The following is a 12,205-nucleotide window of genomic DNA, read 5'->3' on the forward strand; positions in this document are numbered from 1 at the left end:
TGTTCTCCCAGAGCATTTATTGGGAATCAATCATGACCAAGCAGAAAGTACTGATAACAGCGGGAGCATCTGGTATCGGGCATGCGATCGCGCTGGCATTCAACAGCCGCGGCGCCGACGTCACGGTAGTCGACATCGACACTGAGGGCTTAAGCCGCCTCAAATTAGAGCATCCTTCTATCCGCATCGCAGTGTGCGATATAGCTGATCGCAGCAGCCTTGAACTCAGCATTCCAGGCATCATCGATGCCATGGGTGGTTTAGATGTTCTCGTCAACAACGCTGGGGTATCCGGCCCCACCGCTCCGGTTGAGCAGCTTGACCCTGATGTGTGGGACAAGGTCATGCAGATAAACCTGAATGGTACCTTCAACGTTACGCGCCTGGCCGTTCCTGCGCTCAAGCGTTCATCCCGCCCCTCAATCATCAACATGTCTTCTGTTGCGGGACGACTGGGCTACCCCGATCGTTCCCCCTACTCGACCAGTAAATGGGGACTGATTGGTTTCACTAAGAGCCTTTCACGCGAGCTCGGCGCGTATGGGATCCGTGTAAACGCCATTCTGCCCGGAGCTGTCGAAGGGGAACGCTTTGAGAACGTGCTCAAAGGTAGAGCCAGTCTCAGCGGCAACTCCGTGGAGGAAGAACGTAGGAAGGCGCTTTCGGTTCAATCCCTCCAACGCCTCGTGGACCCGAAAGACATTGCAGAACTAGCAGTCTTCCTGGCATCGGACGCAGGCAAGTCAATCTCTGGGCAGCTTTTGCCAATCGATAATGACATGCAGCAGACGATGTGAGGTACGACTATGAGCATGCGAGAAAAACTGATTGGAACCTGGGTGCTCGAAACCTACACAGAATACCCAGTGGACGGATCCGAGCCCATACATCCCTTCGGCGAACATCCTGAAGGCTTCATAATTTACACAGCAGATGGTTATATGTCGGCTCAGCTGAGCATGCCAAATCGGGCATCTTTTTTCTCGGGTGACTGGTTTGAAGGTACCGATGCGGAATACCGCGCCCAAGGGCTGTCGTACATCTCCTACTGCGGCCACTTCAATGTGGACGAGCAATCGGGTCAGCTCACCCACACCATCGCAGTTTCGATGTTCCCGAATTGGATAGGCCAGGTGCAGCCGCGAACGGTAAATCTTGCGGGAGATGTCTTGGAGCTTGGCAATAACAGTCAATATCGCTCTAGCGGACGTACAGTAAACGCACGGATTTGTTGGCGTAGGGCGAAGTCGCCATTCCCCATCGACCGCTAGTGCCGCAGCTCAGCAACCGTTTTGCGTCGAACCCCAACGCAAGCACCAACGCTTGATCGGGAAATCGAGCACCGACACCAACGAAGGGTCCCACCAGCCCCGATTGGACAGTCTGAGTTTTTTATCTGGCTCAGGAGCTGATTGAACTCAGCCAGCGCAAGCCGTCGACTGTTGGGCCCGCCGGTTGGTACTCACAGCCTACCCATCCTCGATAATGACTGTTTTCGATCGTAGCTAGGATTTCGCCGAGATCCAGAGTCCCGCGATCGGGCTCATGCCGCCCCGGATACCCTGCGATTTGGATATGGTCGCATTGCTCAGCGTACCGACCAATACAATCAACCGGCTCCAGCCCTTCCATCGCAGCGTGATAGAGGTCGAGAATCACCCCAAGCCCCGGCAGTCGTGCAGACCAATCAAATGCGGCGGAAAGGGAGGTGATGAAGTAGTTAGGTACCGAGTTCTGGTTAATCGCCTCAATCACTACCCGAACATTCTCCGTGGCAGCATGCTGAATTGCCCACTCCATGTTGGATATAAACTGGCCGCAGGACGCCGCGAGGTCCGACCGTACAACAGTGCCAGCTAAAACATGGAGCAGAGGGCTTTTCGCTTCAACCGCGTATTCCAGGCCAATCCGGAAATCCTCCCGGAAACGGCTCTGCTGCCCGTGAACGGCTGCTGTGCCTTTACTACCGGGCTGCAATTGGGCCGTCGCCAGAACCTGACACAAGCCAGTACGTTCAAGCTGGGCGCGAACTTGGTTCGCCGGAATATCGGCAGGAAAGCTGAATTCAACCGCCTCAAACCCAGCCTCGCGTGCTGCCTCGAATCGATCCAGGAAGCACCACTCTTGAAACATGAGGGTTAGGTTAGCAGCGTAATTGATCATTCGTTTTCCATAGATGTTCGAACCACTCATGAGTACGTCAGCTCATCACCAGTTTGGGGGTCGCTTTTGATACGGTCTGAGGCTTGAGCAGGAAGTGCGCGAGGGCGGGTACCAGGATCAGTGCTCCTACCATGTTCCAGATGAACATGAAGCCGAGCAAGATGCCCATGTCAGCTTGAAACTTGATCGGTGAAAGTACCCAGGTCAGGACAGCGATGCCCAAGGTGATACCGGTCATGACCACAACCTTGCCGGTCGACAGTAGCGCCAGATAATAGGCGTCCGAAAGGGACAGACCGCGCCTGATGTTAGCGAGAGTCACGCTTAAGATGTAAAGCGCGTAATCGACCCCAATACCGACGCCGAGCGCGATGACTGGAAGTGTCGCTACCTTCACACCGATGTTCAGTCCGACCATCAATGCTTCACACAGGATCGATGTCAACATCAATGGCAGAACCGTGCAGACCACTGCACGCCAAGAGCGGAAGGTGATGAAGCACAGCGCGATGACTGCGGCATAAACCATAAACAGCATCTGCACGTTGGATCGTTTGACAACGATGTTGGTAGCTGCCTCAATGCCCGCGTTACCCGCGGCGTTCAGATACTGCAAATCCGTCGTGTTGTGAGCGGCAGCGAAGCGCTCGACCGCCTGGACGACATTGGTCAACGTATCCGCCTTGTGGTCAGACAGGTAGACATAAATTGTCAGCAGGTCACAGTTCTGATTGAACAGCTCCCTAGGGGCTCGCGTGATGATCGCATTCAGCAGTCCCTGATTTCGGGGAATCTCGTACCAGGTCATGCTGCCTTCGTTCATCCCAGCAGAAGCTTGTTTACTCAACGCTGCCAATGATGATGTAGAGACGACGCCAGGCAATTGCTGTAACTGCGCCTCCAATGCGTCGACGCCAACCAGCGTGTCGTAATTGGCGCAGTAGTACTGGGGTGTCTTCACCATCACCACATACTTATCGCTGCTCGCCGAAAAATTGCTGACCATGAAGCGATTGTCGGTGTTGTAACGGGAGTCCGGTCTCAATTCCGGTGCGCCAGGGTTCAGATCACCAATCTTCACGTTCAGGCTGATCACAAAACCGACAACTCCCAGGGCGAGTGAGGCGATGACTGCCAGTGATGCCCACTTACGCTCCGTGAAATGGTCCAAGAATGCCCAGAACGGGTGTCTGATATGCGCGTTGTCCAATCGGGAATATTGATCTGCAGCGGCCTCCCGTGCAGCGGCAGTCTTACTGACCCCGGTGTAGGAGAGCAGGATTGGGAGGAGGATCAGATTGGTGAATATGAGCGCAAGCACACCCATCGTCGCAGTGACTGCTAAGTCTTGAATTACCGGAATCTTGATGATCATCAAGACTGCAAAACCGACAGCATCTGCAACCAAGGCCATCAGGCCGGTGAGGAATAGCCTGCGAAAGGTAAACCGTGCAGCGACCAGCTTGTTCGCACCCCGGCCGATGTCCTGCATGATGCCATTCATTTTTTGTGCACCATGACTCAGGCCAATGGCAAAGACCAGAAACGGCACCAGAATCGAATAGGGGTCCAAGTCGAACCCAAGCGTTGGTAGCAGACCCAACAGCCACACCACAGCAATACTCGAACAGAGCAGCACAAGTAACGTACTTCGGACGCACCGTGTGTACCAGAACAGCACCAAGGCGCAAATCACGAGAGTCGCAGCGAAAAACAACCCCATCTGCAGCATGCCGTCGATGAGGTCGCCCACCACTTTGGCAAAGCCGGTGATGTGAATCTTGAATCTGTCGGATTCATAAGTGCTGCGAATCTGCTCCAGCCGCTCGGAAAGGGCATGGTAGTCGAGAGGCTTCCCTGACTCTGTAGCCGATTCTTGAAGGGGCAGCAGTACGATACTGGATTTGAGGTTGGCCGCTACCAGCCTTCCAATTTCTCCGGACCGTTCAACGTTCTGGCGAACCTGTTCCAGGCTTTTAGCTGACCCGTCGTATTCATCAGGAATGACAGGTCCGCCGTCGAAACCTTGCTCCGTCACACCAATCCAGCGGGTGGCCGGTGTCCAGAGTGATTTCATGTAGGAACGGTCGACGCCTGGAAGCAGAAAAACCTCATCTGTGATCTTTTTGACAACCTCCAGATAGTCCTTGTCGAAGATCGTGCCATCTTTGGCTTCAATGGCGATGCGTAGCGTGTTGCCGCCCTCTCCCAGTTGCCCTTTGTTCCGAAGGTAGTTCTGGACGTATGGGTGATCGGTAGGAATCATTTTTTCAAATGCGGCATTGAGTTTGAGGTTCATCGCTTGATGACCAAAGAACAAACTCAGTAGCACACAGGCAGCTAGTACCCAGATTCGATGGTTGAACAGCAAGCGCTCAACCACGGTACCTGACTTGGGATCGAATGCTTCTAATTCGTTGGTCATCGAATCATTCTTGGTGCGTGCATAGCTATTCATTTCGAACTCTCCGAGCCGACGGCCGGCCAGGTTGAGGACAGCATTCCTCGTGTGGTACTGAGCACCAGATTTCCATTCGCAGCCTCGACCATTCCGCTCACATAACTGGGTTGGCCGACGGACTCATTGGCCAACTTCGTCGACCCCTCTTCGTAGCGAAGGACCCTGCCAGACTCATCGGCCAGAAGCAGAGCTCCGTCTGAGCGGCGAACGCTGGCTGTGAGGCTAATGGGCTGCAGGCTATCCAGCTTCCGCCAGGACTCACCTCTATCTGGCGAGATAAACGCATTACCTCGCAGGCCAAAGAGAATCAATGAACCGTCAGCGGTTGCTTGCAGCCCAAATGCTGTCCCTTCATAGGGAGACGTCAGAGCTTCGAAGCGGCCATTTCCATTTCTGGAGCGCAGCAGCAGTCCTTGTTCACCCGCGATGAAGATGTCATTACCTACCTGCTGCAGGCTGTAGAGATGCAAACCGGACGGGTTGTCTATCTGGCCGCGAATTGATTGCCAACTCGCTCCGCCATCCCGAGTCATAAACGCAAGGCCATACGCACCCACCACGATGCCTTCTTGGGCGTTGAAGAAAAGAACGTCGAGCAAAGGCTTGTCCGGGCCGTCATCTACAAGCTGCTGGGCCTGATTCAAACGTTCCTGGGTTTGCTCAGTTGGTTCTCCAACAGACGCCTGTTGCTGAGCGGCATCAAGCTCCAGTTGAGCTTCTTTCACACCATCGAGTTGGCGAGTCCAACTCAACCCTCCATCTTGGCTGTGCAGCACAACCCCGGCGTGGCCGACGACCCAGCCCTTCTTGGCGTCAACGAAATAGACCTTCACGAGCGTGACGCTGACAGGTGAGCTCACTTGAGTCCAGGTCGCCCCGTTGTCGTCCGAGATGATGATGAAGCCTCGCTCGCCGACTGCAATCAGATGCTTCCCTGCTTTCGCAACGCTGAGCATCACGGATCGCGTCGCGATGACGCTCGAAATCGCGGGCTGCTCGAACAAGGTTGCACTCTGTGCTGCAGCCATTCCGCTACCTAGCCCGATGAAGACCAATAATGCAGCTATCGCTTGCTTACCGAAATGCTCGATATTTCGACTGACCATAGTTGTTGCCTCAAATTCAGGTCGGGGGCGCAGCCACAAGGGCTGCGCACTGGGCTCGCTTCTTGGTGATGGAGTGGCCGCTCAGCGAACTGATCCAGATGCAACGGCAGTGCCCGTGAAGAAGTTCTCAGGCTTACGCGGGACAACGCTGTAGGTTTCCCCGTTGAGGCTCTGTACAACGCTGTAGGTCTTGGCCTGAAGGTTGTAAATGACCACGGGCTTTACCACGACAGCCGGAATTGATGGGACAACGTAAGGAAGGACTTGGGATACTCGCCACAGCTTGCCCTCCGCGTCATACCCATCGACCAAAGCCACGGTCCAGCTATCCTCATCGATATAGAACTTACGCTTTGGTACGGCGTGGCGTTTGCCCTGGGCAACAGTGGCCTCAACTTCCCAGACTCGATGCAGCTCCCAGCGGACTTTATCCGGGTTCAAGTGATTGGGCGCGAAGGCGTCGTCACGTTTCTCTGCATGAAACTTGTTGTCGTTGTAAGGGATGTACATCTCTTTCTTCCCTACTAGTTTCCAGTCGTAGCGATCTGGATGCCCGATGAAGCCATGAACCTCATCGAAGTAATTGGCACCTGATGCCACGAAGTCAGGAGTGTCGTATCCCACAGTGGGAGCGCGACGCACACGACGCTGTCCCACCAGGTACTGCCATGCCTCTCTTGGCTCTTCGACATTGATGCTGTCGTGAGTCACCAGTGATTCGCCCGCCTTGAATGGCGGCTCATTAGTGATGAAGCGCAGCAGCGCGTATTGACCGGACCATTTATCTGCCGATCCATCTTTGTAATAGTACGGATACTGCCAGTTCTCGACACCGCGGCTGGCTAGCGTCCGGGTCCCGTCCGCGTTTCCGATCACGTTGGCGTATCCCATCTGAATGGACTCGGCCTCGACCCGCAGCAGGTGATTCCAGATCACCTCGCTACCTGATTTAGGGATAGGAAACGGGATACCCCCGAAGCAGCCTTGTACCGACAATCCATTACTGATGAGTTTGCAGTTGGTCGCGTTGGCGAACGTGTTCTTATAAACCTCCTCAGGCGCCGCCGCTGTGCGGTGAGTAGGGTAAACATCCAGGCGAAATGTCTCAGGGTACTTTGCCAGAAGCGCCTTCGTACCCTCGGATAGCTTGTCGCCGTACTGGCCGGCGTTCTTCGATGTGATCTGAAGGGTTGGCTTCTCTCCCGGGAATGGATCAGCAGGTACGTCGCCAAATTTTGGTCCGGAGACGTCCTTGGTCAGGCCGCCCGTCCACGCCGGAATTGATCCATCAGCGTTGCCCGCTTTCTCGGCCCCCATAGGAGTCAGAGTGGTTTTGAGTTTTGCGGCTTCATCTGGGCCGACAGCGAATGCTGTGCTGACCAGTACCGAAAGCGACAGTGTAGAAACCAGTAGCATTGTATTTTTTGTCATTGTTCAAGCCCGCCTGTTTCTGCTCAGAAGGTTCGCTGAATCGAGAAGGCAATGAAGTCCCGATCCTTCATGTTTTGCTGGTAGGTATACGAGTTGGCGCTGTTGATGACAGGGCCAGCCTCGCCGAAGAAATTCGTGTAGGTGAGAGAGGCGTACCACTGCTTCTTGTAATCTGCCTTCAGCCCCAGCGTCAGGTCCCCGCCGTGTTCAGGGCCGAATGCCTGCGGTGTGACCGAAGACCGTCCTGAAGGGTTGTATCCGATGGTGACAGGCGTCTGAACATCGATACCCGGGAAGACCTGGAAGTACTGAGGTTCAAATGTGAAGCGCAGCGCGAAGGCATCACGCGTGGTATTGGGGTCGAGCTGATCTGCGTTTTTTGTGACGCTGAGACGGCGATTGAAAGCAAGCTCGCCGACAAAGGAGGCCCCGTCCCAAAGCGCAGAGCCGCCATAGACGTTCACCATCGATACTTGCGCGTGCCAGGATCGGCCTACCGGATAAGCAGGGTTGGAGTCGTTGTCAGAGTCCATTCCGGTGATGATCGTGCCACCTACACCAGCAAGAGGCGTATCGAATCGGATAGACGTCTCACCCGCTATGTTCGCCTCACCAACCAGCGTGCTGAAGCTGGCACCAAAAACTTTCACATCCTCGGGGTAGACATTGATAAAGGTATCATTGGCCCCTGGCACCAAGGCCACCGGCCGGAAGTAAAAGACCGGAGTCTTCTCATGATATTTCGCTGCGTAGAGGCCGAGCTCCCAATCGTCCAAAGTGAACTTGATCTGGCCACCGAACTGGCCTGAATCACGTGCATTTTCATCCTTGCCATGCCGCAGCACGCCAGTGGGGAAAAATACGCGCTCACCACCTTCACCGACAAAGTCCGCTCCACTGAAATAGCTCCCTGCGGCAGGCAGGCGGGTCTTGTTCCACTCGAACTGATAATAAGCACCAATGCTCAGCTTTTCGTTCAGTTGCCAGTTCCCGGACACCTGTTTGGTCGGCATCAAGATCTCTTTGAACTGTGAACTGGGCACCGACTGCAGCTTTACTAGATCGACTGTCGATTGAGCGTTGGCTATACCGTTCGCGCCGAAAAACAGACTCTCACCGTAGATCTGTGTGAACTGCCCCAGACGACCTGACAGCGAGGTGTTGCCGATATCCTTGGAGCCATATAAGAAGGCATCCATGATCTCGGTCTTTTGTTCGTGAATTCGCCGAGTGTCACTGGTGAACTCGTCATGATCGACACTCACCGAGTTGGCGGTACCCGGTGAGTCGTTGTCATTGTGTTTGCTGTAGACATTGTCGTACCAGGATGCAGCGCTCAGTCGTGCTCCTACATCTTTGTATTTGATGTCCAGCTCAGAAAGGATGTCCAAGCGATTGGAGATCAGCCCGCGATCAAAATTACGATCGCCATCGTCCAAGTTTGGATTGCTATTAGACGTGCCGGGACCTGCTGCAACTTTGTGATCGAGCTTGTTAACCCGCCACGCGTTGCTGTATTTCAGCGTGTTGTCCCAGGTCGCTGTCAAATCCGGATTACCGGTGTCGATTGGGAATGCACAGGATTGGGATGAGAAGCCCAGAACCATCGCCGCGCCGACGGCGCATGATGTGCACGAGGTTTGCAACGGACGAAGCCGAACCTTTGGTAATTTCATGAAGATGTTCCTGTATTTTTGTTTTTGTAAAGGCCATCTGCCCGCATTCAGATGCGGTTCTTAAATGAACAACTGTGTTAAGTTGGAAAATACCTGCGTTAAGCCAACGTTGAACAATGACGAGCGAATGCAGAAAGCCCCGCTTCTACCAAAACCAGATCCAGCTCTGACTTCAGGCCGCTTACCGCCAAGCCGCCCACGGTTTCGTCACCCATCTGAACTGGAAGCCCACCTTCGATGGGAAATACTCCATCGATCATCGCGGCTCCTGGCCGACCGGCATTGACCATGTCCTCGAAAAACTTCGTAGGTCGTTTGGTCAATGCTGCGCTTCGTGCCTTTTTGATCGCGGTCTGCGCAGAGGAAACCGTTGCCCGATCCATTTTTTTGAAAGCCATCAGGCAACCGCATTGATCGACCACGGCCATCGAGACATTCCACCCGCGCCGGGACGCTTCTTCCGCTGCCGCCTCAAGCATCAGTTCGGCATCCCGCAGCTCCAATATCCGCACATGTCGCATAGCACCCCCGTGACAATGGATAATGCACAAATTCTATTTATTGCATCTATACGATCTTTGTGCACAAAACCTATCCTTGCGCAAATCCCTTGTCAAGTTTGTTTTGGATCGCGAAGGGAGCTGGCGGAGAAGACCGCCTCAGGGTTCAGTCGGAAGGGAGAGCAGAGCGCGAACCGTTGAGGACCATTGGAGGTGGGCAGCGCAATCGCGGTAAACCGAGGTGCTGCAGATGAGGAGTTGGTATGCCGCAGGCTAGAGCGCTCCCGATAAAATGCATTGGTCGGAGGTTGCGCCGTGATAAAAAATGTGCGCAATTACGCGTTATTTCTTTGCATCAAACTATTTTTTGCGCATAAAATTGATTTAATGCAGATTTAGGACGACCCCCTATGACCCCCCTCAACAGTCCACTCATCGACGTGGCTTTGGCCAAGATGAAAAAGGCGATTGTTTGCTGTGAGCTGCGCCCAGGAGAGAAGCTCAAGGTCGCTGAGCTATCGAAGGTCTATGGGCTTAGCAGCTCCCCTATTCGCGAAGCGCTCAATCGGCTAACGCAAGACGGCGTGGTTGAGGCCAGCGATAACAAAGGCTTTCGTGTGGCTGCGATTTCGGAGGCTGACTTCCGTGAGATCACCCGCTTGCGCTGCCTCCTTGAAGGCGAAGCGTTGAGTGATGCGATCCGTTTCGGTGATGACGAGTGGGAAGCAAACGTTCTGGGCGCGTTTCACCGGCTTAATTTGACAGAACGAAAGCTCGACTCAGGACCGCTGACGCTCGACGAAGAATGGTCTGCGCGGCATAAAGCATTCCATTTCGCACTTTTCTCGGCTTGTCCTTCCCCCCTTATGCTGCGGATGATCGACTCGCTTTTTGATCGTGCCGAGCGATACAGACGCTTTTCTGCCAAGCAACGAATTGTCGAACGGCACAAAGGGAATGAGCATCAGGAGCTCATGGAGGCATCGTTGGCCAGGGACTCCGAGAAGGCCGTTACGCTTTTGCGCAACCATATCCAGAACACACTGGGGCGGGTCATCGAAGCATTGGAAAAGCAGCGAGCCACCCTTCAATAAGCTCTCACTGTTCCTGGTTGACTCTGGCTTCATTCAGATAGGGGGCTGAATAAATACCCTGCCCCCCGAAGCTATCGTGGACTTCGGCAGGCAGGGGTGGTGCCTGGTTAACCGTTCTGTCGGTTTATGCTTTATTCCACGCTCGCTTCAGGCTTTTGGGACATCAGCGCGAGCTCCATACCTTCCAGCAACTCCATGGCCCATGCAACAGTCATCGCGCCGCCGTAGACGTAGTGGTCAGGTCGCACAATTACAACATGGCAGCCCCGGCTATCGAGCCAGCGCCCCAGCACACCGTCAGCTTCCTGATACTCGTCACGTTGAGTCGGCTTATCGTTAACCAATCGCACAACGCTCATGGGCAACCCTTCGAGTGCCTGGCTACTGCGCAAGCATTGCAGAAGCGCACTTGCATCGAAGCCAGCAGCGATCACGACCCTGAATGATTGGCCCGTGAATTCATCCAACAGGCCTACCGCGCCTTGGTTGTTCACCACTTTGGGTTGAGGAAACAGCTCTCCTGCCGGCGCTGCGTTTGCTATGAACCCTTGAGAAAGGCCTGGGATTAGCGACTGTCGAATAGTCCCGCCTGGGTTTTCGCTCATCTGCTGGATGAGATGAGCATCTCGACGAGCCGCCCGATCCTTGTCGCGCTCGCAGATCAACTCGCCAAACTCTTTTGCGGCGAGCGTTGTCTGTCGAACGTGCGGAATGCGTTCTGCCTGATAGGTCCTCAGGAGGTCCGGTGAGGCCAATCCGCGTTTCACCAGCGCGATCTTCCATACCAGGTTCATTGTGTCGCGAATGCCTTGGCACATCCCTTGAGCGAGAAAGGGCGGGGTCATGTGAGCAGCGTCGCCCAGGAAGAAAATCTGATCAGATTGCCACTGCTCAAGGATCAGGGCATGAAACCGGTAGGCTGACGCGCGCCATAACTGGTACTCGCCTTCAGGCAACCACCTGGAGATCAGTTTTTTGATATTTTCGGGCTGGGAAACTTCCGTCGGCTGTTCTTCCGGATTGATCATGAACTCCCATCGACGATGCCTGCCTGGGCCCACAACGAACGTACAGGGCCTGGCGAGCTCGCAGAACTGAACATTTGTCTTAGGCAGCGTCTCTCCTGCTCCTTCATTCAAGATCACATCCACTACGAGCCATGGCTCATCGAAGGCGAGGTCTTCCATCTTGAGGCCAAGGCGGGTCCGGATGGGACTCGTGCCACCGTCGCAAGCGAGGACGTAACTGGCGTTGACGGTACGCTCTTCGCCATTCTTCGAAAGAATCCGAATAGCCGCCTCTGCATTCGCAGTATCAACACCTAAAACTTCAGCACCGAGTTCAACGGCAACGTTCTGCAAGCTCGAAAGCTTTTCCCGTAGGGCTCTCTCCACGGGAGGCTGGGAGAAAACATAGTTAGGTGCCCAGCCCAAAGGAAATGGGGGTTTCGCGGCATCGATGCGCTTGATCAGATGAGAGCCTGTGGTGTGATACTCAGACGGCCGATAGGGCATGACGTAATCAGCAATATCTTTTGCCAAACCGATGTTCCCAAATGCACGCATGACCTCATGATCGAAGCCCATCGCGCGAGGGTTGGCGTACACTTCTTCGGACTTGTCCACGACCAGCGTCTTTAGGCCCCATAGGCCGGCAAGGTTCGCGCACATGGCACCCACGGGGCCCATTCCAACAATGATCACATCGTAGTCCATCGTCTACTCCGGCTTTTATTGTTATCACGCGGCTGCTCCGTCGAGCTCTTTGGAAGCTC

At 54.5% G+C, this 12,205-nt stretch carries 10 protein-coding genes; 3 read left to right on the forward strand and 7 right to left on the reverse strand.

Annotated features, from left to right (window positions below; all coding sequences use genetic code 11):
- Nucleotides 1–32 precede the first annotated feature (32 nt).
- Together JOE27_RS07865 and JOE27_RS07870 are read left to right on the forward strand one after the other, a co-directional pair.
- Nucleotides 33–797, forward strand: a complete 765-nt coding sequence (locus tag JOE27_RS07865; RefSeq protein ID WP_135198382.1) for an SDR family oxidoreductase — start codon at nt 33–35, stop codon at nt 795–797.
- A 9-nt stretch (nt 798–806) separates the two neighbouring features.
- Nucleotides 807–1,271: a lipocalin-like domain-containing protein gene (locus tag JOE27_RS07870; RefSeq protein WP_135198381.1), complete on the forward strand. Its 465-nt coding sequence runs from the start codon at nt 807–809 to the stop codon at nt 1,269–1,271.
- A gap of 130 nt (nt 1,272–1,401) precedes the next feature.
- On the opposite strand, the gene JOE27_RS07875 is transcribed toward JOE27_RS07870, so the two are convergent.
- From JOE27_RS07875 to JOE27_RS07900, 6 genes are all read right to left on the reverse strand, one after another.
- Nucleotides 1,402–2,193 (reverse strand): TIM barrel protein, encoded by a 792-nt coding sequence (locus JOE27_RS07875; RefSeq protein ID WP_135198380.1) that lies wholly within the window; start codon nt 2,191–2,193, stop codon nt 1,402–1,404.
- Nucleotides 2,194–2,200: 7 nt separating this feature from the next.
- On the reverse strand, nt 2,201–4,621 hold the full coding sequence (locus JOE27_RS07880; protein ID WP_204918472.1) for an MMPL family transporter: 2,421 nt from the start codon (nt 4,619–4,621) through the stop codon (nt 2,201–2,203).
- The gene (locus JOE27_RS07885) at nt 4,618–5,730 is read right to left on the reverse strand and encodes a YCF48-related protein (protein WP_204918474.1); all 1,113 of its coding nucleotides are present in this window, start codon (nt 5,728–5,730) and stop codon (nt 4,618–4,620) included. The genes JOE27_RS07880 and JOE27_RS07885 overlap by 4 nt, the downstream gene beginning before the upstream one ends.
- A gap of 81 nt (nt 5,731–5,811) precedes the next feature.
- Nucleotides 5,812–7,161, reverse strand: coding sequence for a DUF1329 domain-containing protein (locus tag JOE27_RS07890; protein ID WP_204918476.1), 1,350 nt, complete (start codon nt 7,159–7,161; stop codon nt 5,812–5,814).
- Nucleotides 7,162–7,184: 23 nt separating this feature from the next.
- Entirely contained in the window at nt 7,185–8,837 is a 1,653-nt protein-coding gene (locus tag JOE27_RS07895) for a DUF1302 domain-containing protein (protein WP_204918478.1), read from the reverse strand.
- Between the two features lie 98 nt (nt 8,838–8,935).
- On the reverse strand, nt 8,936–9,358 hold the full coding sequence (locus JOE27_RS07900; RefSeq protein ID WP_135198376.1) for a heme-binding protein: 423 nt from the start codon (nt 9,356–9,358) through the stop codon (nt 8,936–8,938).
- A gap of 389 nt (nt 9,359–9,747) precedes the next feature.
- On the opposite strand from JOE27_RS07900, the gene JOE27_RS07905 reads away from it, so the two are divergent.
- Nucleotides 9,748–10,431 (forward strand): FCD domain-containing protein, encoded by a 684-nt coding sequence (locus JOE27_RS07905; protein ID WP_135198375.1) that lies wholly within the window; start codon nt 9,748–9,750, stop codon nt 10,429–10,431.
- Between the two features lie 131 nt (nt 10,432–10,562).
- Here the strand turns inward: JOE27_RS07905 and JOE27_RS07910 are convergent, their stop codons facing one another.
- On the reverse strand, nt 10,563–12,146 hold the full coding sequence (locus JOE27_RS07910) for a bifunctional 3-(3-hydroxy-phenyl)propionate/3-hydroxycinnamic acid hydroxylase (RefSeq protein WP_135198374.1): 1,584 nt from the start codon (nt 12,144–12,146) through the stop codon (nt 10,563–10,565).
- Nucleotides 12,147–12,205 lie beyond the last annotated feature (59 nt).

It is taken from the genome of Pseudomonas sp. M5 (assembly GCF_016907075.1).
Taxonomy (GTDB): domain Bacteria; phylum Pseudomonadota; class Gammaproteobacteria; order Pseudomonadales; family Pseudomonadaceae; genus Aquipseudomonas; species Aquipseudomonas putida_E.

What these genes read in the sequence shown, in the direction of transcription:
- JOE27_RS07865 (WP_135198382.1), top strand. Translation starts at nt 33, where the DNA reads ATGACCAAGCAGAAAGTACTGATAACAGCGGGAGCATCTGGTATCGGG.
- JOE27_RS07870 (WP_135198381.1), top strand. Translation starts at nt 807, where the DNA reads ATGAGCATGCGAGAAAAACTGATTGGAACCTGGGTGCTCGAAACCTAC.
- JOE27_RS07875 (WP_135198380.1), bottom strand. Translation starts at nt 2,193, where the DNA reads ATGAGTGGTTCGAACATCTATGGAAAACGAATGATCAATTACGCTGCT.
- JOE27_RS07880 (WP_204918472.1), bottom strand. Translation starts at nt 4,621, where the DNA reads ATGAATAGCTATGCACGCACCAAGAATGATTCGATGACCAACGAATTA.
- JOE27_RS07885 (WP_204918474.1), bottom strand. Translation starts at nt 5,730, where the DNA reads ATGGTCAGTCGAAATATCGAGCATTTCGGTAAGCAAGCGATAGCTGCA.
- JOE27_RS07890 (WP_204918476.1), bottom strand. Translation starts at nt 7,161, where the DNA reads ATGACAAAAAATACAATGCTACTGGTTTCTACACTGTCGCTTTCGGTA.
- JOE27_RS07895 (WP_204918478.1), bottom strand. Translation starts at nt 8,837, where the DNA reads ATGAAATTACCAAAGGTTCGGCTTCGTCCGTTGCAAACCTCGTGCACA.
- JOE27_RS07900 (WP_135198376.1), bottom strand. Translation starts at nt 9,358, where the DNA reads ATGCGACATGTGCGGATATTGGAGCTGCGGGATGCCGAACTGATGCTT.
- JOE27_RS07905 (WP_135198375.1), top strand. Translation starts at nt 9,748, where the DNA reads ATGACCCCCCTCAACAGTCCACTCATCGACGTGGCTTTGGCCAAGATG.
- JOE27_RS07910 (WP_135198374.1), bottom strand. Translation starts at nt 12,146, where the DNA reads ATGGACTACGATGTGATCATTGTTGGAATGGGCCCCGTGGGTGCCATG.